Raw genomic sequence first — 24,813 nt, 5'->3', positions numbered from 1 at the left:
TAAGGTATTGAATTTAAGCCAAAATACAAGATCTTGTAGATAATGGTTTATAAAATTACAACTTGTTGTATTAAAAACGCCTTTGGTATCTATTTTTTTTGCTTTAAAGTCAAGATGCAGAATTTATTTTACTATCCCTCAGAATGCTTTCTGGAGCTGTTTTTTAAGATATTGATTTTGAACCAGTTCAACAAGCAAAAAAAAGAAAATGATGAATTTCGAGTCGATTGATAGTCAATGGGTTAGTGTTGGAGTTTTTTTTCTGAAATAGCCGCTTTTTGATGAATTAGAACTTAGTAAAATTTATTAGAGCCGTATGACCTCTTAATAACTTATATTTGAGATTATTTTCTGCCTAGGAGGCAAGAGAAGAGAACGAACCATATTGAGTGAATATGGCCTGTTCTTTCCTATCGCTTCCTAGGGGAAAAGAATGCGAATCTAGGTCATTAGCGGTTTAATACACTCTCTTAGAGCTCAAAAATTTCAAGTAGAGCTTTTAAACCGCTATCCTGCGGATTAAAAGGAAGCTTAAGAGAAAGGGATTGCCGCTTTTTAAGGATAGGCTGAATGCGGCTTTCCTGATCTTCTTGATCCAGGCGGTGGAAATAATCCAAGCAAATATGTAGCAGGTCTTGAAAGTCTTCTTCGCTTTGCAAAAGGCCGATGAGATGCTGAAGCACTAAGGTAAATTGCTGCTTATCTCCGATTTCTGCCATAAGGGAAAGCAATTCAAGCTTAAATTCCAAATCGCTGTCTTCTAAATGCTCTTCAATAATTTGGGTGAACAATTTATTGGCAGTTTTGCGATTTGAATGCCCCAACAGGCGAGCGCGAAGCAAATCAAACCATTTATTGCCTTCCAAATAAGAATTAAAGCCATCTAGAAGATCTTGAGCGTAGGATTCATGGTCTTCGTCGATTTGTTCGGAAATAAAATCATAAAGAAACGTTTCAATATCGTTCGCACAATAAGTAGAGATCAATTTAAAGACTTCTTTTGATGGGATGCCTTCATCGGCGTTCTCATCTAATATCAAAATAAAGTTAGCCAACGCATCATGCAATTCGCTTGGATTTTCCAATTCGCTATTGTCATAAAGGTAAATTTGATGGTCAAGTTCATTACAGAAAATGGACAGGGAAGGCTTTTCGGCCATCAAACGGCGCCATAGCTCAAATATAAGCAAATAAATCTGATCTTCGGCTTCGGCTTTTAACTGGCGGTCGCCAACGAGCTGTTCGGTTAAATCTTCGGGGGAATCGCATTCATCCGCATAAGCGATAAAGCTCGTACGGTCTAATTGCACGGATAAACGCTTGAGACGCTCGAAAAGAGTTGGCAATGAAAGCGCCCGATAATCTTCGACCTGCCAAGGCTCAACAGACATCTTCGGATCATTCAGCCAATTCATGCGTAATAAATTATATAAGGCGCGCCGCTCTATTGCATTCATAACATTGAAATTGTGTTGTGTATCCATGAAATCATTAAATTTATTTATAAATTTTTGCCGAAAGATCTCTATAAAAACTTACAATTTTTAATCTATCGAGCTAAAAGAATCAATTATAGGCAATCGGTGTCTTTTTTACAGTACATTTTTCGGAAGCGGGTTTGGAGCTAATTTTTCTGGAGTCTTAGAGGGTCTTAAAACCTTTCAATGACTTGAATTCACATGGGCTAAAAGAAATAGGCTCAAAGATAGATTATTAAATTCCTATATATCCATTATAGCATTTTTTTTATAAATTTTATAGCTTTATTATTCTTTAAGACAAGCTTTTAAAATTCAAAATTAGGCCATCGCCTAATTGACGATACGGTCGAGGAAAAGAACTTGACTTGCGATTAAAGCTCTTATTTGTTTCGTTTTTTTTATTAATTCGATGTTGAAGTGTTTATTTTAATAAAATTTATTAATAAACAGCTAAATATTGACTTTTTATATTAATCGAGCTGCAAAGGCTGGGATATAGCCAACTTGTCCTTGGTCTGTAATGATTTTGAGCCACGTTCCTTGCTCTTCTATATTGGCCACACGCACTTTAGAACCCGTTAGAAGAGGCTGGGAACTTAACTGGGAAAATTGGATATCGGGAGCGCGGTAAAGTCCGGTTGACCTGACTAGGATGGCCTCGATAGGGCCGAAGTAAAAGGTAAGGAGAACATTTGAGAGAAGTAAGAATGCTGAGAGGGAAGAAAAAGCGAATAGATAGTTCAGAAAGGTTTTATTCCACCAGATAGCCATTGAACCGGTCAATAAAGTGGCTAAGAGGGCCCAAAAGATTAGCTCAAAGCGATGGGGAAAAGAAAGAAAGGGAGTAAAGGCAAAATTGTATAGCCGGCTATAAGATGGAGGGGCTGGATCAAGCCCTAATTTCTCTTTTGCTAAGGCCAAATGGGAGAGAATAAGGGAATTGCCAGGATCGAGTTTCAGTGCGCGATAGTTATAGAGAATCGACCATGGATATTCGCCTAATTGGAAATAGGTATCCGCTAATGCTTGATTGAGCGCACTTGAAGAGCCGCCTTCTTGTTCTTCAAGCTGAAGATAGAGTTTTAAGGCCTGATTGAACGCTTTTTTTCTTTCTGGATAAGAAGCCGCTTGTTCGCCCTTTTGATAATTAAGATTGGCCTCTTCTAAAAGCGAACTTCCTAAAAGGTCAAAAAGAGGATGGAGGAGAAAAAAAGCATAGTAAATGAATTTCATGATCCTACACTATATATAAAATGGGCTAGAGTTTGAGCTATAGCCTAGTTTAATCATTCTTTAGAAATCGAACCAAAGCTCAGGCGGTATTTGCCATTGAGACTATTATTTTTGGTTTTAAAGTAAATAAAAAATGTTTGCGCGCTTCGCATAAAAAGAGGAAGAAAGAGATGGTCAAGGCAGAAGATGTTTTAGCGGATAACCAAAATTTTTTTATTGATGGAGAGGGGAGGCAGATTCGAAAAGGAACCGTAGCGGCGACTATTTTTAATGCCAAAGCCATTGAAGGGATCATCGATCAGCCTGCCTCAGAGGCGAAGAAAAAGCGATTGGAAGAGATTTTAAGCGATGTCCGTGCCTTGATACCTGCTTTGCAGGCAGTCCAGTTATTTGAATTTTTTACTCCCCTGGAATGGTTGAAAAATGACGCGGATTTAAAAGAAGGCCGCACTTTCGTCGTTGTCCTTTACTTGCAGCACTATCCGCAAGCCGTAAGCGCCGAAATCCGCTCTCTTTTATCTCAATTAAAAGGGTGTGTCTCTCCTGAACTCCAAAAAGAGATAGAAAAAGCGCTCTCTTGCCATTAAAAGGCGGGTGCTCTTATGGGAAGATAGGGCATGGAATCAATTGGCTTTTCAAAATTGTTTTCCTTTATGCGTTGCCCGTGGGGTTCGGCTGTATCTCTACCTACAGCTACTTCCCATGCGCATGGCTTGTTTAGCCTGGCAGGCTCTATTCTTTTTCTCAAAAAAACAAACGCTTAATAAAATCAAGCCGTCCATTAATCAATGGACTGGATGCGAGGCAATTTTTTCCTAGAAAAAAATGAATAGGAGGATTGCTTCTTGAAGAAGAAAAGACAAAAATTTTACAGCTTTAAAGGATAGAAGATACATGTTGAATCAACTCAAGAAAAAGGCGATTGTCCTATTAATAGGGCTTATATGTGCGTTTAATCAGGGCTTATTTGCTTCGGTTCCCTCTTCAAAGGAATTTTTCCTCATTACCATTCCAAAATCAGGAACACACTTGAGCGTTAAATTACTCCTGATGCTGACCGGCCGCAATTGCGATCCCTTGCTGGCTTATGCAAATGTGATTCCTCACATATCAGATGAAGAATTTGCACAAATAATGGAAACATATTGGCTAAATCATTTCTTTGTTTTCCAGCATATGGATCCTCTCACTTATGGCAGTAAATTAGAGACATTTGCATCAACGCATCCCAACTATATAAAAATCCTACAGGTCCGAGACCTAAGAGATTGCTTGGTCTCTTATATTTACCATATGAAGCAATTAGAATTAGAGTTGGATCTGCAAAGCAGAGTAGGAGAAGAGCCAACCTTTGATGCGTTGTTAACCCATGTCTTAAATAAAACAGATGAATTGGCGTGGGGCTGGGAAGATATCATCAAGTTCGCCATCGAATGGCAAAATAAACCGGACACAGTCATTTTACGCTTTGAAGAATTGATCGGAGATAAAGGCGGGGGAAGCGATCTCGCACAAGAAGGGGCGATAAGAGCTTTAGCCTCTCAATTAGACATTCCACTTACAGACGAGCACTTAAGCTGTATTCAAGAAAATTTATTTGGCAATCAGACTTTTCCCTCCGTTTCCGTTACATTTCGCAGTGGACAAATTGGGTCTTGGAAAGAGCATTTCACGCCGCACCAAATCGAGCTCTTTAAGAAGAATTGGGGACATTATCAAGTTCAATTGGGCTATCCCTTGGATTGAAAGCATTACATGCAGCGCTAATTATATGGGCACTGAGCATGTTCTTAACCTGGGTGTGGAATTTTGTTCTTTCGACTGCGTCAAATTCTGAGAGATGAACAAATGGCAAGGCGGCCACTATTAAAAATAGGGACCATCTTGCCATTTGTTCATCTGCAAGAGCTTTCACGCCAGTCCAAAGGGTAAAATTCCAAATTCAGGTTAATCATCTAGAGCCGATTTCTTTTTCCTTAAGCAGGGAAAAATAACCTCAAACATAAGCATTAGCGATTTTTATACATCCTCTAAGAGGAACTCTTTGAAAGAGTTAGGCGAATAAACAGGTCTTTGGCTTGCTGTTCGACGTCCCTTAAAGCGAAAACAGGCGAGGGGCTGTACTGCAGCATTTGCAGGTAAGAAATAAAAGTGCGTGCTTCGCCGACAAGTCCTTGTTGAGGAAGATTTTCTGGGCTTAATTGATGCAAAGGAGCCAATCCCTCTTCCCATAATTTCCACCAATAGGCTTTTTCCAACAGGCTAATGACTTGAGCTGGCGGCAGGCCTTTGCTTTTCAATGCTTGCTTTAACAGCTCTTCACTTACTTTTTTAACGATCTTAGGCTGCTGCATCCGTTGCTGATGCCAGCGCCATTGCCATCCCAATAAGAAAATGGTTAGAGGCAGCATGAGCAAGACCCAAGGGGTTTGAAGCCAATTAGGGTGCAAATTGTGCGAAGTGAGTGCGATGCCTTTAATTTCAAGTGGAGAAAGAGGCCAGGCAGAGGGATCCCATAATTTGTCCCAATCCGGCGTAGTCGCCGCCTCAGGCTGAGGAGTAAAGGGAGGGGGAAGGGAGGGAACATCTAGTGTAAGGGGAAGGGAAGGCGTATGTTGAACCGCGTAACTTTGTTCGGCAGCATCAAAAGAAGACAGTTCGATGGAAGGAATGGCTTTAACAAAAGCGGAAATAGGAAGTAATTCAATTTGAAAAATCTTGGATTCCCCTTTGATGTCTCCTGATGGAGGCAAATCGCTAAGTTGAAAAAAACCGCTAAATCCTGGCTGACAAGCAAGAGAAGGCAGATGAAGCTCTTCTAAATTGCTGATACCAGAAAGCGTAAGCTGCAAATTGATTTTCTCTCCCAGTTTAATTTTTTCTGATGAGAGCATTTTAATATCCGCTTGCATGCGTCCCAACGCTCCATTAAAAGAAGCGGGAGAATTGGAAGGAAAGGGCTTAACGTTCAGCTCGACGACCGGAGCCTCTGCTTGGAGCAACTGCTTATCATAGACCTTTTGCCCAAAGGAATTGAGCAGGTACGCATAACCCGCGATTTTCGAAGGGCCAAAGTGGAAAATGCCCGGGCGGGAGGCCTTGATTTCTTGTGAGATTTCTTGAATGGTGAGCGCTCCTTGCTGAAGATCGCTGATATGCACGTCTCCGATTTTTTCAAAGTCTTTAGGATGGACGAAAGGCAATGTCGATTCCGTCAGATCAATGCTTCGATTAAAGGAAATGCGATACATCAAAGTCGTACGCTGTCCAGGATAAAGCGTAGAGGGGCCTTGCACCCAGGCTTGCAAGCGGAAAACAATAGGGGAATGGGCAGATGAGCGGGAAACCGGGATGGCGGGTTTTCGAGGAATTTGTTTGGGCTGCTGAACGGAAGCTGAAGTGGGAGCGGAAGCAGAAGTAGAAAAGTGCGGCGTTTGAGGCGCTAAAGCTTTATCCGGGCTATGCACTTCGTATGTATTGGCATAACTTTGATAAACTTGATTTCCTACTTTTACGGAAACAGCTGGCAAAATATAGAGCCCTTTGGCTTGAGGGGGCAAAGTAAAGCTATAAATGGAAACGATTGTATTGCCTGATCCGGCAGTCATGCCGACATCTTGAATAAAAGTTGTTTTTAACGGCTTTTCTTCCATTTGAAACGAAGCGGGATCCACCTTGTCTTGCTTGTCATGTGTAACCGTGATCATCCCTTCAATCGGTCGGTTCTCAATGCTGGATGTATCTTCAATGGAAATCTCAACGATCGCCGGTACAGCTTGTAAGAAAATCGGTAGGAAAATTACCCAGTATAGGATTAAACGCAATTTTACCATGTATGCTGCTCCTCTAGAGGCTTCTCTCCAGATTGCGGTTGATCTTGCAGCTGCATCTCTTGGATCAATCGTAAAATTTCGTTCATGCTCTTAGGGGTCTTTTCCGCAGAAGACGGGCTTTGTTTGGGTTGCGAAGGAGTCGTTTGTTGCTGTTGTTGCTGCTGCTGTTGTTGGGATTCTGAAGAAGGTGGATTCTCCAGAATTTTAAGGGCCTGCCTCCAATATTGCACCGTCTGTTCTTGCTGAAGGGGGGCTTGAAAAGAATCCAAGTGAGAAGCAGACAGCAGTGCCTGAGCCTGCTGGGCTGCTTGGCTGCCCTCTTCAAATAGTGGAAGGGCTTCCTTCCAAGGATGCTCTTGGCAATGGGCGCGATCTTTTGCATTTGAGAAATGCTCTTTTTCGCTTGCCAGCACCGCTTCAATGAACAGGGGAGCTTGCTCAACGACAGTCTTTTGCCTTTTCCTCAAAATGCTCAATTGCTGGTCGTGAACGGCTTGCCCGGCTTGCTCTGACAAATTGAACAAGCGGGTCAACCATAATGTTTGCTGGGCTTGCTGAAGGGCTTGTTTTAAGAACAAAGCGGGATTGTTTTTTTGCGCTTCATTTTTTGAGGAAGGATTCAAAAAATCTTCCAAGCTAATATAGGCAGCAATCAAGAAGAAGCGAGCTAAAAATTCGCGCTTCTCTTTTAACTGTTGGAGGCTTTCCTCCAAATAGGCATTTGCTTCCTTAAGGCTTTCCGCTTCCTTTTTTTCCAAAGCAAGCTGCTTTTGCTGCTTTAAAAGCTCTTGTATCCGTTCAATTCCAATCTCGTTTATTAATAAAAGGCGGTATTCCATTAGCAAGCGCTCTTGATCGGAGGGCGATGAGAGAGCTTTTATCTTTGCCAAGGATGCTTGAAATTGATCGATCGCTTGAGAAAAATTTCCATGCTCAAGTGCTTGCAAAGCTGCTTTATAGGCATCTTCCGCCTCATTTTTGAGTTTGAGCTGCTCAGGGGAAAAAGCATACTGGTCCGCTCTTTGCCATAAAGGTAGAAGCGTGCTGGCTTGAGAGATAAAATAATGGCGGTATGGGGTTGAATGCAAATCTTCCTTATTCCGCTCAAAAGGACGAAGATGGGCAAGCAATTGCTCAAGGCCATTGGAGAGCAATAAGGCGCTAGCGGATAAATCCGCATTTTGGAGCAGTTGCTTGCGCTGCTGTTGTTTAATCTCATCAATTTGGGAGCGCACATGTGCCAGCATATGCGCCAAATCCCACGAAGGCTGGCAATTCAAGGTCTCTCTTTCTTCTTCTAAGCGCTGCATGCGGCAGTCCATTTCAGCTGCTTCTTTAAATTTCCTCAAGCTTTGAATGGCAAAATCAAGCTGCTGGTCCAAATCTTGATCGGGAGAGCGAGCCGCTAAGGACCAGGCTCTGCCTAAATAAGCTGCTCCTTCATTTTGATACAGATAGCGGATTAGCAAAGGGAAGGAGACAGCATTCAAAGGCATGCGATGGAAATATTGCAAGGCATTTTCCCATTGCTGCTGAAGAATCTTAATAGTCCCTAAATTGTATAGAACAATGGCTTGCTGCCAATCCGGCATAGGCTGCTTGAGGATATCTTCATACATTAGGCTCGCCTGATTTAAATCATTGGCTTGAGCGAATGCCTGTGCCTGCTGCCCTTTTTGCGCCATATCTTCAGTAGCGGCTGCAGCGGCAAAAAATAGAAGACAGATTACATGCATCAAGCCTTTCATAAGCGGCGTACATTAGGTAAAATTAAACTTGCTGTTAATAAAAGAATGGCAAGGCCGAGCGGCACTTGAAAATATAAATCAGACAATACTTCGTCTTTCTTGGCAATAGAGACCTTTCTTTCCAATGAACGGGCGGGTTCCATTTGTTGCTCGAGCATACTTTCTTGAATCTGACGGAATAGCTCATGGGATAAATTCCAAGAGGTCCACTCTTGCGCTTGATAATACTGCCCTTGATAGCGCTGGGCCAGCTGTTTTAAAAGAGTGGGATCTAATTGAGAATAGACGGGCTTTCCTTCTAAAGTCGTGACATGCGGAATTAAACCGGGCTTTAAAGACCCAATGCCTACTGTGAAAAGCCTGAAATGGAACTCGTTTGGATTGGGGAGGGCATTCAGAACCGCTTGCATGGCTTTTTCGCGTTCTTCCCCTTTTAATTCTTCTATCTTATTATCTCCGCCGTCGCTCAGGATGATGAGAGTATAGAGCTTTGAGGTCGGAACAGGAAAAAGTTTGTCCTTAAGGTCAGATAAAATTTTCTGATAGGACGTGCCCCCTACATCGCCCGCATCAAATGTCAAGCTCTTGATCATGAGACGCGTAAAGATATAGTCATTGGTAGGAGGGACGAGCTGGGTTAAGGTCGAAGTAAAGCTATAGAGGGAGACGGTTGGGCCTTTTAATTGGCTAACCAGGCCATTCATGATGTCTTTGGCCTGATCTAAACGTGTCTGTCCTTGAGACGCATCGGGCACCGACATGGAGTTGGACGTGTCGACTAGAAGAACAATTTCATGAGGGCGGTAGCGAGGAAGAGCATCGGATCGAATTTCGCTTGGCTGATTGGAAGCAAGCGGAAGGTAGCGCAAGTTCCCTTGGGGATTCATTAAGGCCAAGCAAGCCAACACCCAGCTGATGCTATAGGCGCAAAGTTTAAAAATTGAAACCGGCAAAGAGCGTGGAAGAAGCAGCTGGGATAAAATAGGAGAGGAGGCAAAAGAGGCGGTTTTTTTAGAGCGGTCGTACAGGAGGGCAAGGTATAGGCAGAAAAGGGGAATGGCCATAAAGAGAAGATAAGTGGCCTGGGGGAAGTCAAAAAAAATGTCTCTTATCATAAAATCGATTCAAGTGTGTTTATGTTTATCGTAAGCTATGGAATTTTTTTTAAAAAAGTTGTTTCTAAAAAAGCAGCGCTTAGAAAAAAGAACATTCCTGCCGAGACGAGGAAAGGGTAGAGCGAAAAACGGTTGTAGGCGGCTTTCAAATTTTCCTTAGGATTTAAAACAATAGGAATGTCTTCTTTTTCAATGCGGTCAATTGTATTGTAGATTTGCTCCAAGTCCTCGCTTTTATTGACCGCATAAAATTGCCCTCCTGTCGATTCTGTTAGGGCTTTTATCTGCCGGCGATGAGGGGCAAATTCTGGAGAGGAGGAGAAGTGGGGGTCGATGTTGATCACATATAAGCGAACTCCCTGGCTTTTGGCATAAGCAGCCCCCTCATCTAGTTCGATTGTCCGCAAACGATTGCCATAATCGAGACGGTTGGGGTCTTGAAAGCCATCTGTGACAACAATAATAATGGCATGCTTGATCTCATAGGCGGCTTTTTCTTTGCCTTGCAATTCTTCCGCAAAATGACGTGTCGCAGCAATCAGGCTGACTGTTTTAAAAATTGCATAGCCGATTGCCGTCCCGTCCTCTTCGGGATTTTGGACGACTTCTAATTGATTGAGATGATCGATAAGAGATTCTTGATCAAGGGTTAAAGGAACAATGACTTTAGGAACACGGGCAAATGAGATGAGCCCGATCAAGTCTGATGGGCGGCTTAAAATGAACTGTTTGGTAAGCTGCTTGAGAAGATAAAATTTAGAGGGTGCAGGCTGTGTTTTATTTCTTTTAAATGATGAAATTGTTTCAGCCATCGAACTGGATTGGTCTAGAAGAAGATAGATGGCAATTCCCTTAGTCGGTATTTCTGTGCGCACAAAAGGATGTGGAGGAGGCTGGCGGCTTTTGGGAAACAAAAAATGAGGGTCTGCAAAAGCGAGCATGAAGCAGGCTAAAGCCAATTGATGCAAGCGTTTAGGTAGATGGGCCAAGCGCGAGCGTTGATTGGGATAGAGCAAGGTTTTCACATCCGAAAAAAGAAAATGCGGAGGAAGGGAAGAGGGGAAGAAAAAGATTTTAATAAGGCTTGCCAAAAGCAAACCCAATGCTAAAATCCCCAAAGCTGTATGGTCAAGCGCAAAAAAGGTTCCATCCATATTTATTCCTCTTCGAACGGTTTGTCCGAAAGATCTATGTGACAATTGATCGGTCGTGAATTTACTTGTGCATAATTCATTCGGAATTTACATATACAGAAATAAATCTAATTTTAAGATAGGGCTATGAGTTATTATAAGTATAGGCTTGCATGCATAGGCACATGGCTTCTATTTCCTTTTCTCCTTCTTGCTAATTCGGTTGAACAGCCTTATGTCACCTGCCGCCTGATGGGACAGTTGGGCAATCAACTTTTTCAAATTGCCACAACGCTAGCTTATGCATGGGATCATCAAGCGCGGCCAATTTTTCCTGAATTAGATAAAAGCGATTACGCTCAATCTTATAATCGCAACCGCATTTTTTTTAGATTGGACAATTCTCCTCTGCCGCGACCGTTTACTCAAATTTTTAATGGTCCCATTGGATATACCCCTATTACGTATTGTCCCGATCACTATCTTGTTGGTTTTTTTCAATCCTGGAAATACTTTCACCACCACCGCGATAAACTCTTGCAAGTATTTGCTCCTTCAGAGATCGATTGCTATTACTTGTTATTTAAATATGGAGAACTTTTGTCCCATCCCAACACGGTTAGCGTGCATGTCAGGACCTATGATGCTCCCTTGCACTATGGCAAAATGTTTCCCTTTGTAGGATTGGAATACTATAAAAAAGCCTTGGACCTTTTTCCTTCGGACACGCTTTTTGTTGTCTTCTCCGACCGCATTAATTGGTGTAAGCATCATTTTGCCAACTTTAAAGATAAAAATATGATCTTCATTGAAGGCAATGACTATATTCAAGATTTATTTTTAATGTCATTGCTCAAGCACCACATCCTAGCCAATTCTACTTTCTCTTGGTGGGCGGCTTATTTATGCCAAAATCCCCATCAAATGGTCGTTGCACCAAGTGATTGGACACATCCCGACTATGTGGGAGCTCCTAATTTGGATGACCTTTATTTTCCTCATTGGATACGCATTCCTTATGATTATAATGCGCCTTATCCGGCTGACATGCAAGACTATGAGAGCAAGTCCCTCGATAATAAATAAAAGCAGCAAGCCAATTTCTTGAATGGAGAAGGATGGCAAGGCGTTATGCCATTTCCGCTTATATGAAAAAGTGAGAGTTCCTTGCACATTCTCGTTGATCTTGCTATACCTATTGCCTTAACATTTATCTGAAAGAATCTTTTTAATGCTTTAAATACTCCATGTCTTCCTCTTTACCCATTATAGCGGCTTTTGATTTTGACAATACTTTGACTGATCGGGACTCGCTTCTTCCTTTTCTTTTCTATCAGGCCGGCTTTTTTAAGGCTGCCAGTCGCTTGATGGCTCTGACTCCCTCTTTTATCCACTTTCTTTTTAAAACGCTTTCTCGACAAGAAATTAAAGAGAAAATTCTCGCTTCTTTTTTTAAAGGCATGCCTTACGCTGAATTGCAAAAGTGGGGAAAAAAATACGCGTCAGAGTCTTTGGATGCCTACCTGAAGCCGGAGGCCATTGAGCGTTTGCGCTGGCATCAGCGAGCAGGGCATCGATGTGTGTTGATTAGCGCGTCCTTAGAGTTTTATTTATGTCCCTGGGCTCAGCGCCATGGTTTTGACGACGTGATTGCCTCGCGCTTGGAACTCGATCAAGCAGGCTGCGTAACAGGTCGGCTACAAGATCTCAACTGCTGGGGACCGGAAAAAAGTAAGCGCTTACTGGAGAAAATGGGGAAGAAGGATAAATATGTCCTTTATGCCTATGGCGATAGCCGGGGAGACAAAGAGCTGCTTGCCTTGGCTGATTTTCCCTTTTATCGCAATTTTGGCGGAAGTAAAGTCCCCCGTTAAAGATCTCAATAAATGAGAAGCTTTCTTACGATTCATAATCGCCTTAGAGCGTCCTAAATTCTTAATCCCTATATTTGAAATTTTATTTCCTTTCTAGGAAGCATGTCTTGCTTCGAAGAGAAAAAAAACTCGAATCTAGGCCATTAGCGGTTTTAATAAGCGGATTTAAGCTTTATGGAAGGGCGCGGAAGAGGCGGGTTATGATTAAAAAAAATATTTACAATTTAGCGTACTTTTGATTAGATAAAATTTTCGGATTTAATTGAATCTTAAGAATATAAACAACTCAAAGAGCTTCTTAATATGCTTTTTAGTTTGTTCAACATTATCCCCCTATGGGGAGTTTTTATTTTCATTTTTTTAGTTGTCCTGCTTGCGTTTGAAGGAGGAGTATTACTAGGAAAGAGACATCGCTTAATCACTGAGAAAGAAGATCGCAGTCCCATTGGTTCGATTGTCGCGGCCTCTCTAGGTCTTTTAGCCTTCTTATTGGCCTTTAGTTTTGGAATGGGAGCAGCAAAATTTGATGAGAGACGAGAACTTGTTTTAGATGAAGCAAATGCAATTGGAACAACTTATCTACGAGCAGGTTATCTGGCTGACCCCTATCAAACGCGAATTAGAACCTTATTGAGAGAGTATGTTGCCATACGGGTAGAAGCGCTTAAGCCTGAAAAGTTAGAGGAGGCACTCAAACAATCGGACGCATTGCAAGACCAGTTATGGAAGCAAGCGGTGGCCATAGCGGAGAGAAATCCCAACTCTGTCGTTGCGGGGCTTTTCATACAATCTTTGAATGACCTGATTGATTTTCACTCCAAGCGAGTCAATATTGGTATACGGCTTCGCATTCCATTTATCATCTGGGGAACGCTCTTTTTTGTGACGATTCTAGCTATTGGATCTTTAGGCTATCAATTTGGGCTTACACATACCCGTTATATTGGTATTACTCTGCTTTTCATTTTGACTTTTTCTTCAGTCATTGCGCTTATTTCAGACCTTGACCGTCCCCAAGAAGGATTCATTAAAGTTAGCCAGCAGCCTTTAATCGATCTGATAAATAAATTTAATACAAGCAATCAACAAAATTAGGAAGCGTCATGTCTGAAGAAAGAAAGCGACTCGAAGCCTTTCGCGAGCAGGATATTCCCTGGAAGAAATGGGGGCCTTATTTAAGCGAAAGGCAATGGGGAACTGTCCGCGAAGACTATAGCGAGAATGGCGAGGCTTGGGATTACTTTTCGCATGATCAGGCCAGATCTCGTGCTTATCATTGGGGTGAAGATGGGATAGCGGGCATTTCGGATGACAAACAGCGTCTTTGCTTTGCGCTTGCCTTGTGGAATGGCAAAGATCCCATTCTCAAAGAGCGCATGTTCGGCCTGACTAACAGCGAAGGCAATCATGGGGAAGATGTCAAAGAGTATTATTTTTATCTCGATAGTACGCCGACGCATTCTTATATGAAATATCTTTATAAGTATCCTCAAGCGGCTTATCCCTATGAACAATTGATAAAGAAAAATAAAGAGCGAACCCATCAAGATATGGAGTACGAGCTGCTTGATACTGGGATTTTTAATGAAGATCGCTACTTTGATGTCTTTGTAGAATATGCAAAGGAATCGCCAGAAGAGATGCTCATCAAAATCTCCGTTTGCAATCGGGGGCCGGCGGAATCCACGCTTCATCTTCTTCCCACCATTTGGTTTCGCAACGTCTGGACATGGTGGGAATGCAAGCAAAAGCCACAGCTTAATGAGGCTGCTGACAAAGAGGGGAGTGCCATAGTTGCCCATCACGCTGAACTCGGAGAGTATATTTTACAAGCAGATAGCCATGTGCCTCTTCTCTTTACTGAAAATGACACAAACAATCAGCGGATTTTTGGAACTTCAAATGCCAGTCCTTATGTTAAAGACGGCATTCATAACTATGTTATTCATGGTCAAAAAGAAGCCGTGAATCCGGAAAAGAAGGGGACTAAAGCGGCTTTCCACTACCAATTGAAGGTGGAGGGGGGCCAGACAGCCACAGTCTGCTTGCGTTTATCTAAATTGCCGCCTAAGGCAAGGAGTGAAAATTTTGGTCAAAACTTTGAGGCGGCTCTTACTAAGAGAAAGCAAGAGGCTGATGAGTTTTATACCTCTATTACTCCGCCTTCTATTAGTTTAGAAGCTGCAAAAGTCATGCGTCAAGCTCTGGCTAGTATGTTATGGAGCAAGCAATATTATTTCTTTGATCTCGATAAATGGCTGCAAGAGCATCAAGTCAATCCATTTGGAAGAGGCGGACGCTATGTCCGGAACATAGAATGGTTCCATATGATCAATGGACATATCATTTCGATGCCCGATAAGTGGGAATACCCTTGGTATGCAGCATGGGATCTTGCTTTTCATTCTATAGCCTTGTCACTTGTCGATTTGGATTTTGCCAAAGAGCAGCTAGATCTCATGCTTCAGGAAGTCTATATTCATCCAAGCGGCCAGATTCCAGCTTATGAATGGAACTTTAGCGACGTCAATCCTCCTGTCCATGCTTGGGCCACTTTGTTTCTTTCAAGAATGGAAGAGGCAGAGAAGGGGAAAATGGATGAGAATTTCTTGCGCCAATCTTTTAGAAAACTCATGCTCAATTTTACCTGGTGGGTTAATCGCAAAGACCGCTTTGGCAAAAATGTCTTTGAAGGCGGCTTTCTGGGGTTGGACAATATTGGAGTCTTTGATAGAAGCAAACCCCTTCCAACAGGGGGATATCTGGAGCAGGCGGATGGGACAGCATGGATGTCTTTTTTTTGTCAAAATATGCTGGAGTTAAGCATTGCCTTAGCAACTAGTGATCCCACTTATGAAGATATGGCTCTCAAATTTGCCGAACACTTTCTTTGGATTGCCTCTGCTCTTAACCGAGTGGGAGAGGAGGGCATGTGGGATGAGGAAGATGGATTTTATTACGATTTGCTTCGCTTGCCGGATGGGACAGCCCACCGATTGAAGGTCCGCTCTATTGTGGGACTACTTCCCCTGTGTGCGACGACTATTACGGAGAAAAAATCCAGAGATTTATTTCCAACAATCGTCGAGAAGTTCTTTGAGCGCATTAAACGGATGCCTGACCTTTTTAACAACATTCACTTGACTGGGCCTGGGCATTTTGGACAAAAGGAAAGAGGAATTGCCGCTCTTGTTAATAAAGAAAGGCTTCAAAGAATTTTAACAAAGATGTTGGATGAAAATGAATTTTTGGGGGCTTATGGCATTCGATCCCTGTCCAAATATCATTTGAAGCATCCCTATATCTTTTATGTAGATGGGCAGGAATACAAAGTGAGTTATATTCCCGCGGAATCCGATACAGGCATGTTTGGCGGAAATTCAAATTGGCGCGGACCTATTTGGATGCCCATCAATATTTTAATTATCCGAGCGCTCTTGAATTATTATCTTTATTATGGAGATGAGTTCAAAATTGAATGTCCGACAGGATCTGGAAAGATGATGAACCTCTTTGAAGTGAGCCAAGAAATAGGGAATCGCCTGATCAGCATTTTCCTGCCAGATAAGCAAGGTAATCGCCCTGTTTTTGGAGGGAGTGAAAAGTTTCAGCGCGATCCGCATTGGAAAGACTATCTTCTCTTTTATGAATATTTTCATGGGGATAATGGAGCGGGAATCGGGGCAAGCCATCAGACAGGTTGGACAGGGATAATTGCTGTATTGATCAAACTGTTTGGCTCGATCGATCCCCATTATCTGCTTGAGATCGGTAAAATTGGCGGCTGGGTAAAAAAATAAAAAGAGGGGACCTCTTTTAAGAGGCCCGGACTTTCATTTTTCAAGCCGACTCATTCCCCTGTAGGCAACTGGGGTGGATTAGGCGAAGGCTTGACGTTAAATTGGCTCAGAATCTCTCTCCAACGCGTATGGTCTCCATACCAAACATCGGGAATTTGATGGAGTTGAAGATTTTTTACGCGCTCTAATCCCCAATCGGCTTGAGGCTCTGGATTTAAGGCTAAAATCGTATAAGTCAATTGCGGATAAAGCGTATGCAGGATGAAATCTAACAGCTCTGCCTGTTCGCGTGTGAATTGAATGCGGACAAAAAGGACTTTTTTATTTGATCTGAGCAGATTAAAAAACCGGGCGATTCTTCGCTCGTATTTTTGTTTTACAATTGGATAAAAGGTGTCGAAAGGATCATAAAAATCATGCAGCAGGCGAAAGCCATAGAGCGTGTCGGCAACAATTAAAATATTCGTTCCGGCCACCCTTTCTTCAATGGCGATCTTATCTAAATCTAAAAATCCAGCTCCGGCATAGTGAATAAATAAAATCAGGCCTTCCGCACTGCTAAGCATCCAGTCAAAAGGATAGGCTTGATGGCGGATGCCATTATCATTTAATTGCTGGGCAACTTGGCAGGAATATCCTAAGCTCACCGCTTCATCGTAAGGGCGATCTTGAACGATCGCATAGGCCATTTTCCAATGAAATAGTAAGGCAAAGATAAGAATGGTGCTGACAGGAGCTCGATGGAAAATGTTTAAAATCGCATAGGCAATCCGACGTTGGGACATGGAAGTTCCTCTTCTAACTCAATAATTAAAAATCAAACTATCTATTTGATGAATATTAAGCAAGAGATAGAAGGGGTCAATTCTCTCCGCCGGATTGCTGTAAAAGCTTGGCGACTAAGGCCGTCCAACCGGTTTGATGGCTAGCTCCCAATCCCATGCCATGATCGCCATGGAAAAATTCATGAAATAAAATAAGATCTTGCCAATGCGTGTCTTGATTGAAAAGGCTCTTTTCCGGATAGATGGGGCGGGCACCATTGGAATTTTTGAGAAAGAGGGCGATCAGGCGGATGGACAATTCTGTTGCAACTTGGCCTAAATTGAGCCAATTGCCGGATCCTGTGGGAAATTCAACTTTCAGCGTTTCTCCATAGTAATAATGAAACTTTTGGAGAGATTCAATAATTAAAAAATTAAGCGGAAACCAGATAGGGCCGCGCCAATTTGAATTGCCGCCTGCGATCATGCGGTACACGGCTTCGCCGGGCTGGTAGCCGATGCAGTGCTGGGCTCCGTTGATTGTTAAAGTATAAGGATGGTCTTGATGGTATTTGGACAAGGAACGAATGCCATAAGGAGAGAGAAACTCATTCTCATCCAACATATAGCGCAAGGTGGATAGAAGGCGCTCTTTCGTCAAAATGGCCATCAGCCGTCTTTCTCCTTTAGCTGGATCTTGTTCACAGGTCATAGTGCTGGTGTAGTTGGGCCTTTGGCTCAAGAACCACTCCATCCGTTGCTTGAAGATGGGAAGATTATCCAAAATTCTCGCATCAATAGTCTCGACGGCAAATAAGGGAAGCAGGCCCATAATGGACCGGATGCGCAAAGGAATGACGGTGCTATTGATATGCAGCGTGTCATAGAAAAAACCATCCTCTTCATACCAAAGGGCAAATCCCTTTCTTTCCGGATTAATCATGGCGCTAGCTATTCTTAGGAAATGCTCAAAAAATTTGGTCGCACAGTCCTGGTAGACGGGATCCGTTCTTGCCAGCTCGATGGCAATCTTCATCATTAAAATGCAATAGAATCCCATCCACGCTGTTCCGTCCGATTGATCGATATGACCTTGTTCTAAAGGGGTGCTGCGGTCGAAAATGCTGATATTGTCCAAGCCTAGAAATCCCCCTTGAAAGACGTTATGGCCGAACTTGTCTTTTTGGTTGACCCACCAGGTAAAATTGAGAAGGAGCTTATGGAAGATGGCCTCTAAAAAGTTTCGGTCCGGCTTGCCGGCCTGCTTGCCGTCGATTTTATAAAGACGCCAGGCCGACCAGGCAAGGACAGGAGGATTGACATCGCTAAAATTCCATTCGTAAGCGGGCAATTGTCCATTAGGATGGGTATACCATTCGCGGGTCATCAAAATCAGCTGGCGTTTGGCGAAATCCGGGTCGATCAAAGTCAGGGGGATGCAATGAAAGGAAAGGTCCCAACTGGCATACCACGGATACTCCCATTTATCGGGCATCGAAATGACGTCAAAGTTGACTAGGTGAATCCAATCCTTATTGCGGCTGAGCGCGCGCTGGACAGGGGGACAATTGGGATCGCCCTCTAGCCATTGCTCAATGTCATAGTAATACATCTGCTTTGTCCACAATAAGCTGGCAAAAGCTTGCCGTTGAACCCGCCTTTCATCTTCGTCTAAAATGGAATTGTGGATGGCTTCATAAAATTGATCGGCCTCTTTTTGCCTGGCTGAAAAGATGGAGTCAAAATCAGCGAAAGGATCAACCTGACTTTTTTTGGATAGGCGCAAACGAATGCTGATAGTTTGCTGAGATGGAATTAAAAAGGAGAAATGAGCGGCCGTTTTAGTTCCCTTCTTTTCTGGATTAATGGCCTCTTTTTGCCGGTGAATGAGAAAGCGGTCAAAAGCGTCTTTGACATAAGGAGTGGGATTAGGACTATTGTACAGGCGCTCTCGATTGGTCTCGTTTTCGGTAAAAATCCACTCAGGATTGCCTTCTGCATAAAGATAATAAGTGCCGGCGGCAGAATGGTCTGCCTGAATGCCGGAAAAAGAGCCTTGATTCTTGGCAAATAAAAGAGGCTTGCTTGCCATATCTCCCATCGGGCCGTTTGCATACCCCCAGCTCCACGTATTGCGGAACCATAAAGTGGGCAACAAATGCAAAGGAGCCGGATCGGGGCCTCGATTAACTGCCGTCATTTTGATCAAAATATCGTCCGTGCTATTTTTCGCATATTCGATCCAAACATCAAAATAACGGTGCTGATCAAAAATGCCTGTATCAAGAAGCTCGTATTCAGGCTCATGCGAGCTGCGCTTTTGATTTTCTTGAATTAACTGGTTATAGGGATAGGCTTGCTGGGGATATTTATAGAGCATTTTCATATAGCTATGAGTAGGAGTATTATCGAGATAAAAATAATACTCTTTGACATCTTCCCCATGATTGCCCTCTTTGGGATTCAATCCAAAGAAACGCTCTTTCAAGATTGGGTCCTTCTCATTCCATAAGCCAAGGGCAAAGCAAAGATAGTGATAGCGATCGGAAATTCCGCCAATGCCGTCTTCATTCCAACGGTAAGCCCGGCTGCGTGCATGGTCATGAGGAAAGTAATCCCAGGCTTCTCCATTCTCACTGTAATCTTCGCGTACTGTTCCCCAGGCACGTTCACTTAGGTAAGGCCCCCACTTGCGCCAGTTGGCCTTGTGCTCATGGTGCTCGGTCAGACGCAGATGTTCAGGAGTAAGCTGCATAAGTTGCCTATGTCATTGATAGAAAAGCAAAAAGATTCGTAATTGGATGACAGTCTTTAATTGATTATAAATTATAAAATTCATTATAGCAGGAATAAAATTTAATTCTTAATTTTTTAAAATTATTTTTACTTATATCTCAAGTAAAATTTAAATAATTATTTTAAAAATAAATAAACTTAAGCAGAGATATCATGTTAAGCCTCTGTCGTCTATTATATTTCTGTCTGTTGATGCTTCCATTTTTATGTCCCTGCAAGGGGAGCGGCCAAGAGGATAGACCGCTGTCTCAAGATGCGTGTATGGAGGGGACGGAGCCGGCATGCATAAAGTTGACTTTGGAATCAGCTTTGACAAGGGCTCTTCGCTATAATCGGCAGCTGATTAATACTGCTGATAATGTTACCAAAGCGCAATATGGCTTAGATATTGCCTTTAGTGAATTTGCTTTGGATATCGCCCCTAACGGCAAAGCCGGTTATGTGGGAGGCGGGCGTGAAGGAACTGGCATGTCTGTAGGAGGAGGCCTGGACTTTAGCAAGAAGTTTATTAGCGGAACGCAAGTGACGGTAGGCCCGTCTATTCTAAAGACCAAGGAGCATTATCATACTGATTTGAGGGCCTTGATTTCTCAGCCTCTCCTTAGAGGATTTGGCATCGATTATCAGCTTTCAGGTGTCAAAGGGGCTCAGTTCTCATTGCGGACAGCCGCGCGCAATCTTTATATGGCGCAGTTGCAGCTGATCATTCGCACGATCAATAGCTTATATGATGTCATTAAGGCGCAGAAATCGCTGGCTCTCAATGAAGAATCTTATCAGCGCATTAGTAAGTTCTATCAAGCGGCCAAATTGAAGGAAAGGATAGGCTTGTCGGATGCCTTGGACGTATATCGAGCGGAGATTGAGCTTCACCATGCGGAAGATAGTTTGACTAGTGCACAGGAAAGGCTGCAAGACGCCGAAGATATGTTACGCGATTTATTGGCCTTGCCTTTAGATGCCTGTATCCAGGTCGAGGTTCCGCTTGTGTATACGTCTAATCCGCTGGATACAGACGAAGCTGTCAAGCTGGCGTTGCAAAACCGCATTGAAATTGATCAGGCGCAAGACCAGTGGCGGGAGAGCTATCGATTGGCCAAAGTGGCTAAAAATAACCTCTACCCAGAATTGAATTTAGTTTTTAATTATGCCAATTGCGGGCGAGATGAAATTTTTACCCGTTCTTGTACGCGCCATCGGGAAAGTACATGGGGAATAGGCTTTACGACTTCTACGGATTTCGATCCCATTGCAGACCGGGCCGCTTATGAGCAAAGCTTGTTGGCCATTGAAACAGCCGCAAGAGGATTGGAACAGACCCAGGCCAATTTAATTTTAGAAGTGAAAAAAGCGATTCGCCAGCTTCAAAGAGCGCTTAAGCGCATTCAAGTACAGGAAGAGCAAATTCATACCGCGCAAAGCGAATTGCATTTGGCCCAAATTAAATTTGACCGCGGCATGGCAAATAACTTTGATGTCATTCAAGCCGAAAAATCCTTAAGAGCGGCTGAACAAACGTATTGGGCCGCTTTGATCGATCACATTATTGGAGAATATCAACTTTTAGCAGCAATCGGCCTGCTAACAGATAAACCGTGTATACATTAATATGAAAAAGTTCATCAAATTCCTGTTGTTTATCGGCTTATGCGGCCTGCTAGCGTTGGGGGGATGGAAATGGAAAACGGCAGCTTCTTCTCCTGTTTCCCATTTACCGACGGTTCAAGCAGAGAGGCGCAATTTTGCCGTCGAAGTCAAAACGATTGGAGAGCTAGAAGCTGCTCGCTCTACCATCATTGCCTCTTCCATCAAAGGAGATTTGGGGAAAATCATTGACTTGATTCCGGATGGGGTTAATGTCACGCCAGGCCAAGTCTTAATTAAAATGGACCCTTCGCCGTTTGAAGAGAAAGTAGAGAAGCTTAAGGCCCAGATCAAAGAGCAGGAAACCTATTTACTGACTTTGAAACAAACGTTGGAATGGGAAATCAATCAGGCCGAACATGAAAATAAAAATGCGGCCTATGAAGTGGAAACGGCAGCTTTAGAAATTGAAAAGATTACGCATGGCGATGGGCCTCAAGAAATTTCGCGCCTGAAGGGAGCGATGCAAAAGGCTTGGTTAAAATACGATGAATTGAATGCCTATTCCAATGATCTGCTGGATTTGCAGGAGCAAGGATTCTTGAATCCAACGGAGCTAAAGCAGGCCCAGAAAAAATTGTTGGAAGAACAAGAAGCGTATGAGGTGGCGCGGCTTCAATATGAGAGCTATATCAACCACGTCTATCCCATGCAAATTAAAAAAGCCGAGGCTAGTTTGAAACGGGCAAAAATCAAACAAGAAGAAGCGGCCAAAACAGGCGTTTATAAAATAGCCAAAGCCAAAGCCCTTTACTTGCAGGCCAAGCAATTATTGGAAGATTATTATACCCAACTGCGGGAAGATGAAAAAGAATTGGCTCAAACGCAAATTTTAGCGCCGGCTCCCGGCATGGTCGTTCATCGCGAAGAATACCGCTCGGGACAGAAACGCAAGCCGCGCGTGGGGGATATTCTAGTAAAGAATCAGGCGCTGATGGACCTGCCGGACCTCAGTTCAATGACGGTCAAAACACGCGTAAGGGAAGTTGATCTTTTTAAAATCGGCATCGGCAAAAAAGCGAGCATAGAAGTGGATGCGTATCCGCATTTACGCTTTGATGGAACTGTTTCGTCGATCGGCGTATTAGCGTTAGCTGATTTGGGAAGGGGCAGCGAAGAGAAGTACTTTGAAGTCCGCATTAATTTAGACAACGTTGACGATCGGCTGCGCCCCGGCATGACGGCGCGCGCCACCATTCATGCACAGCAAGTCAAAGATTCCCTCGCTGTGCCATTGCATGCCGTCTTTGAAGAGCAAAAGCAATCCTATTGTTATGTCGCTTGCGGGCCAAGCTATGAAAAGCGGGCGATTTCAACAGGAGCTAACAATGAACAGTGGATAGAAATTCAGGCCGGTTTGAATGAAGGCGAATGCGTGTGCCTGCTTAATCCTTTGACGCAGGATGAACAATGAAACCGCCAGCCCGTGTAGAAGTCAAAAACCTAAGCAAGTCTTACCAAATGGGACATGGAATCGTTCATGCCCTGCAAGATATTCATTTGACGATTAAACCTGGCGAATCGCTTGCGATTATGGGACCTTCCGGGTCCGGTAAATCGACGCTTCTGCATTTACTGGGTTGTTTGGATAGGCCGACTGTAGGCAAATATTGGCTAGACGAGCAGGACGTTTCTGATTTGAATGACCAACAGCTGGCATGCATCCGCGCTTCTAAAATTGGCTTTGTCTTCCAATCTTTTAACCTCATGCCCCAGCTCAACGTTTTTGAGAATGTAGAAGTCCCTTTCCTGTATCAACCGGCAGAGATGCATCCTAAAGATGTGCGTCGTTTAATTTTGGAGTCTATTGAACGAGTTGGCCTTAGCCATCGTTTATATCATTTGCCTTCTCAGCTGTCCGGAGGAGAGACGCAGCGGGTTGCCATCGCCCGTGCCTTGGCCATCAATCCCCTTTTGATTTTAGCTGATGAGCCAACAGGAAATTTGGATACCGAAACAGGAAGGCATATTCTTCATCTCTTCCGCACGCTCAATGAACAAGGCGTTACGCTTGTCATGGTTACGCATGACGAGCAAGTGGGCGCCTATTGCAGAAGGCTGGTGCGCATGCGCGATGGCAAGATTGTCTCAGATCAAGCAACCCAGTAATTGACTTATGAGGATAAGAAACGAGATCCAAAAGTGTTTCCGTTCCCTGCTCATGCATCGTTTAAGAACATTCTTAAGTACGCTAGGCGTGTTGTTCGGCGTTGCGGCTGTTGTCGCCATGCTGTCTATCGGAGAAGGGGCCAAGCAAGAGACGCTCGAGCAAATTGAACAGCTTGGCATGAACAGCATTATCATCCGCCAGCATGCTCAGTCCGAAGAACAACAGATGCAAGCGGCAGAAAAGCGCTCGAAAGGCTTGAGATGGGAAGATGTGGAAGCCTTGCAAAATAATGTTTCCTATCTTGCCTATGAAGCTACTCCTATCCGCATTGTAGAAGCATCCTTAACCGGCACGTTGATGCCTATTTCTCCTGAAATTATAGCCACTTCGCGCGCATTTGGCGAAATCAAAGATCTTCAGCTGGCCGAAGGGCGCTTCCTTTGCGATCTCGATAGCCAGCGTCGGCAACAGGTGTGCATTTTGGGCTATGAAGTCGCAAAGAGCTTAGGCAAAGATGGGCATGTCGGCGGATCGATTAGAATTGAGAATGTCCGCTATGAAGTGGCAGGCGTCTTGAAGCCCACGCATTGGAAAGCAAGTAAAAATGGCGTCATGACGGTACGTAATTTGGACAAGGTTGTCTTCATCCCCTTAGGCACGGAAAAAGCCTTGCCGCGCTCTGCCTTAAATTTAAAAAAAGACCAGTATTCCGAAATCTTGTTGCAAATCAATCAGCCGAAGCACATGGATGCGGCAGCCCGCCTGGTTAAAAAAATCCTAAAACGCATGCATGCAGGCTATGAAGATTATCAAATCATCATTCCGCAAGAATTATTAAACCAAGCCCATCGCACGCAGCAGACATTTAACTGGGTGTTGGGGAGCATAGCGGCTATTTCCTTGCTGGTGGGGGGGATCGGCATTATGAATATTATGCTGGCAACCGTTTCCGAGCGAACGCGCGAAATTGGCATCCGCCGGGCTGTAGGGGCCAATCGCAGGCATATTATGACGCAATTTCTTTTAGAGACCCTTCTGCTTACATTGACCGGAGCTATTTTAGGAATTACACTGGGAATTGGCCTATCCTTATTAATCAGCTATATTGCGGAATGGAAAACCATCGTGACCGTTTGGTCCATTTTACTATCATTGACAATGGCGTCGGGAGTGGGGCTGTGCTCGGGGCTGTATCCCGCTTATAAAGCGGCTACAATGGATCCTATCCGGGCTTTGCGTCATGACTAAAAAAGAGGGCTTTTAAAAGCCCTCTTTTTTAATT

Annotated in this window: 19 protein-coding genes; 11 read left to right on the top strand and 8 right to left on the bottom strand. The window is 43.5% G+C overall.

Annotated elements, in window-relative coordinates; genetic code table 11:
• Positions 1 to 470 precede the first annotated feature (470 nt).
• The gene (locus BN3769_RS13625; RefSeq protein ID WP_154017935.1) at positions 471 to 1,484 is read right to left on the bottom strand and encodes a hypothetical protein; all 1,014 of its coding nucleotides are present in this window, start codon (positions 1,482 to 1,484) and stop codon (positions 471 to 473) included.
• A gap of 462 nt (positions 1,485 to 1,946) precedes the next feature.
• Entirely contained in the window at positions 1,947 to 2,714 is a 768-nt protein-coding gene (locus BN3769_RS13620) for an SH3 domain-containing protein (protein WP_068471378.1), read from the bottom strand.
• Positions 2,715 to 2,884: 170 nt separating this feature from the next.
• On the opposite strand from BN3769_RS13620, the gene BN3769_RS13615 reads away from it, so the two are divergent.
• The 3 genes from BN3769_RS13615 to BN3769_RS13605 all read left to right on the top strand — a co-directional run bounded on the left by BN3769_RS13615 (position 2,885) and on the right by BN3769_RS13605 (position 4,460).
• Positions 2,885 to 3,301 (top strand): DUF7709 family protein, encoded by a 417-nt coding sequence (locus BN3769_RS13615; protein ID WP_068471377.1) that lies wholly within the window; start codon positions 2,885 to 2,887, stop codon positions 3,299 to 3,301.
• 7 nt (positions 3,302 to 3,308) lie between these two features.
• A complete protein-coding gene (locus BN3769_RS13610) occupies positions 3,309 to 3,533 on the top strand; it encodes a hypothetical protein (RefSeq protein ID WP_068471376.1) in 225 nt (74 codons plus the stop codon).
• A 75-nt stretch (positions 3,534 to 3,608) separates the two neighbouring features.
• Positions 3,609 to 4,460 carry a sulfotransferase domain-containing protein gene (locus tag BN3769_RS13605; RefSeq protein ID WP_068471375.1) on the top strand — a complete coding sequence of 284 codons (852 nt, stop codon included), beginning with the start codon at positions 3,609 to 3,611 and terminating at the stop codon, positions 4,458 to 4,460.
• A gap of 284 nt (positions 4,461 to 4,744) precedes the next feature.
• On the opposite strand, the gene BN3769_RS13600 is transcribed toward BN3769_RS13605, so the two are convergent.
• The 4 genes from BN3769_RS13600 to BN3769_RS13585 are packed head-to-tail and all read right to left on the bottom strand — an operon-like array spanning position 4,745 to position 10,564.
• Positions 4,745 to 6,547, bottom strand: coding sequence for a BatD family protein (locus BN3769_RS13600; protein WP_068471374.1), 1,803 nt, complete (start codon positions 6,545 to 6,547; stop codon positions 4,745 to 4,747).
• On the bottom strand, positions 6,541 to 8,283 hold the full coding sequence (locus BN3769_RS13595; protein ID WP_154017934.1) for a hypothetical protein: 1,743 nt from the start codon (positions 8,281 to 8,283) through the stop codon (positions 6,541 to 6,543). Before BN3769_RS13595 ends, BN3769_RS13600 begins: the two co-directional genes overlap by 7 nt.
• A gap of 8 nt (positions 8,284 to 8,291) precedes the next feature.
• Positions 8,292 to 9,410, bottom strand: a complete 1,119-nt coding sequence (locus BN3769_RS13590; RefSeq protein ID WP_068471372.1) for a VWA domain-containing protein — start codon at positions 9,408 to 9,410, stop codon at positions 8,292 to 8,294.
• Between the two features lie 35 nt (positions 9,411 to 9,445).
• Positions 9,446 to 10,564: a vWA domain-containing protein gene (locus BN3769_RS13585; protein ID WP_068471371.1), complete on the bottom strand. Its 1,119-nt coding sequence runs from the start codon at positions 10,562 to 10,564 to the stop codon at positions 9,446 to 9,448.
• Positions 10,565 to 10,690: 126 nt separating this feature from the next.
• Here BN3769_RS13585 and BN3769_RS13580 point away from each other — a divergent pair, with 126 nt between their 5' ends.
• The 4 genes from BN3769_RS13580 (at position 10,691) to BN3769_RS13565 (ending at position 16,217) form a co-directional block, all read left to right on the top strand.
• Complete coding sequence (locus BN3769_RS13580; protein ID WP_068471370.1) at positions 10,691 to 11,629, top strand: alpha-1,2-fucosyltransferase; 939 nt, start codon at positions 10,691 to 10,693, stop codon at positions 11,627 to 11,629.
• Between the two features lie 161 nt (positions 11,630 to 11,790).
• The gene (locus tag BN3769_RS13575; RefSeq protein ID WP_068471369.1) at positions 11,791 to 12,417 is read left to right on the top strand and encodes an HAD-IB family hydrolase; all 627 of its coding nucleotides are present in this window, start codon (positions 11,791 to 11,793) and stop codon (positions 12,415 to 12,417) included.
• A 303-nt stretch (positions 12,418 to 12,720) separates the two neighbouring features.
• The gene (locus BN3769_RS13570; protein ID WP_068471368.1) at positions 12,721 to 13,512 is read left to right on the top strand and encodes a bestrophin-like domain; all 792 of its coding nucleotides are present in this window, start codon (positions 12,721 to 12,723) and stop codon (positions 13,510 to 13,512) included.
• A gap of 8 nt (positions 13,513 to 13,520) precedes the next feature.
• Complete coding sequence (locus BN3769_RS13565) at positions 13,521 to 16,217, top strand: MGH1-like glycoside hydrolase domain-containing protein (protein ID WP_068471367.1); 2,697 nt, start codon at positions 13,521 to 13,523, stop codon at positions 16,215 to 16,217.
• A gap of 50 nt (positions 16,218 to 16,267) precedes the next feature.
• Here BN3769_RS13565 and BN3769_RS13560 read toward each other — a convergent pair whose 3' ends face one another.
• Entirely contained in the window at positions 16,268 to 17,002 is a 735-nt protein-coding gene (locus tag BN3769_RS13560) for a DUF1796 family putative cysteine peptidase (RefSeq protein ID WP_068471366.1), read from the bottom strand.
• A 76-nt stretch (positions 17,003 to 17,078) separates the two neighbouring features.
• Positions 17,079 to 19,736 carry an MGH1-like glycoside hydrolase domain-containing protein gene (locus BN3769_RS13555; protein WP_068471365.1) on the bottom strand — a complete coding sequence of 886 codons (2,658 nt, stop codon included), beginning with the start codon at positions 19,734 to 19,736 and terminating at the stop codon, positions 17,079 to 17,081.
• Between the two features lie 302 nt (positions 19,737 to 20,038).
• Between BN3769_RS13555 and BN3769_RS13550 the strand changes: the two genes are divergently transcribed.
• From BN3769_RS13550 to BN3769_RS13535, 4 genes are read left to right on the top strand one after another with little or no spacing between them, the layout of a single operon-like run.
• Positions 20,039 to 21,385 (top strand): TolC family protein, encoded by a 1,347-nt coding sequence (locus BN3769_RS13550; protein WP_068471364.1) that lies wholly within the window; start codon positions 20,039 to 20,041, stop codon positions 21,383 to 21,385.
• Between the two features lies 1 nt (position 21,386).
• Complete coding sequence (locus BN3769_RS13545) at positions 21,387 to 22,835, top strand: efflux RND transporter periplasmic adaptor subunit (protein ID WP_068471363.1); 1,449 nt, start codon at positions 21,387 to 21,389, stop codon at positions 22,833 to 22,835.
• Positions 22,832 to 23,530, top strand: coding sequence for an ABC transporter ATP-binding protein (locus BN3769_RS13540; RefSeq protein ID WP_068471362.1), 699 nt, complete (start codon positions 22,832 to 22,834; stop codon positions 23,528 to 23,530). Before BN3769_RS13545 ends, BN3769_RS13540 begins: the two co-directional genes overlap by 4 nt.
• Before the next feature lie 7 nt (positions 23,531 to 23,537).
• Positions 23,538 to 24,779: an ABC transporter permease gene (locus BN3769_RS13535; protein ID WP_228840704.1), complete on the top strand. Its 1,242-nt coding sequence runs from the start codon at positions 23,538 to 23,540 to the stop codon at positions 24,777 to 24,779.
• Positions 24,780 to 24,813 lie beyond the last annotated feature (34 nt).

It is taken from the genome of Candidatus Protochlamydia phocaeensis (genome assembly GCF_001545115.1).
Taxonomy (GTDB): Bacteria; Chlamydiota; Chlamydiia; order Chlamydiales; family Parachlamydiaceae; genus Protochlamydia_A; species Protochlamydia_A phocaeensis.
This window is presented reverse-complemented; position numbering and strand designations above follow the sequence as displayed.

What these genes read in the sequence shown, in the direction of transcription:
- BN3769_RS13590 (WP_068471372.1), bottom strand. Translation starts at nt 9,410, where the DNA reads ATGATAAGAGACATTTTTTTTGACTTCCCCCAGGCCACTTATCTTCTC.
- BN3769_RS13550 (WP_068471364.1), top strand. Translation starts at nt 20,039, where the DNA reads ATGGAGGGGACGGAGCCGGCATGCATAAAGTTGACTTTGGAATCAGCT.
- BN3769_RS13575 (WP_068471369.1), top strand. Translation starts at nt 11,791, where the DNA reads ATGTCTTCCTCTTTACCCATTATAGCGGCTTTTGATTTTGACAATACT.
- BN3769_RS13615 (WP_068471377.1), top strand. Translation starts at nt 2,885, where the DNA reads ATGGTCAAGGCAGAAGATGTTTTAGCGGATAACCAAAATTTTTTTATT.
- BN3769_RS13565 (WP_068471367.1), top strand. Translation starts at nt 13,521, where the DNA reads ATGTCTGAAGAAAGAAAGCGACTCGAAGCCTTTCGCGAGCAGGATATT.
- BN3769_RS13560 (WP_068471366.1), bottom strand. Translation starts at nt 17,002, where the DNA reads ATGTCCCAACGTCGGATTGCCTATGCGATTTTAAACATTTTCCATCGA.
- BN3769_RS13535 (WP_228840704.1), top strand. Translation starts at nt 23,538, where the DNA reads ATGAGGATAAGAAACGAGATCCAAAAGTGTTTCCGTTCCCTGCTCATG.
- BN3769_RS13600 (WP_068471374.1), bottom strand. Translation starts at nt 6,547, where the DNA reads ATGGTAAAATTGCGTTTAATCCTATACTGGGTAATTTTCCTACCGATT.
- BN3769_RS13555 (WP_068471365.1), bottom strand. Translation starts at nt 19,736, where the DNA reads ATGCAGCTTACTCCTGAACATCTGCGTCTGACCGAGCACCATGAGCAC.
- BN3769_RS13625 (WP_154017935.1), bottom strand. Translation starts at nt 1,484, where the DNA reads ATGGATACACAACACAATTTCAATGTTATGAATGCAATAGAGCGGCGC.
- BN3769_RS13585 (WP_068471371.1), bottom strand. Translation starts at nt 10,564, where the DNA reads ATGGATGGAACCTTTTTTGCGCTTGACCATACAGCTTTGGGGATTTTA.
- BN3769_RS13545 (WP_068471363.1), top strand. Translation starts at nt 21,387, where the DNA reads ATGAAAAAGTTCATCAAATTCCTGTTGTTTATCGGCTTATGCGGCCTG.
- BN3769_RS13605 (WP_068471375.1), top strand. Translation starts at nt 3,609, where the DNA reads ATGTTGAATCAACTCAAGAAAAAGGCGATTGTCCTATTAATAGGGCTT.
- BN3769_RS13570 (WP_068471368.1), top strand. Translation starts at nt 12,721, where the DNA reads ATGCTTTTTAGTTTGTTCAACATTATCCCCCTATGGGGAGTTTTTATT.
- BN3769_RS13595 (WP_154017934.1), bottom strand. Translation starts at nt 8,283, where the DNA reads ATGCATGTAATCTGTCTTCTATTTTTTGCCGCTGCAGCCGCTACTGAA.
- BN3769_RS13580 (WP_068471370.1), top strand. Translation starts at nt 10,691, where the DNA reads ATGAGTTATTATAAGTATAGGCTTGCATGCATAGGCACATGGCTTCTA.
- BN3769_RS13620 (WP_068471378.1), bottom strand. Translation starts at nt 2,714, where the DNA reads ATGAAATTCATTTACTATGCTTTTTTTCTCCTCCATCCTCTTTTTGAC.
- BN3769_RS13540 (WP_068471362.1), top strand. Translation starts at nt 22,832, where the DNA reads ATGAAACCGCCAGCCCGTGTAGAAGTCAAAAACCTAAGCAAGTCTTAC.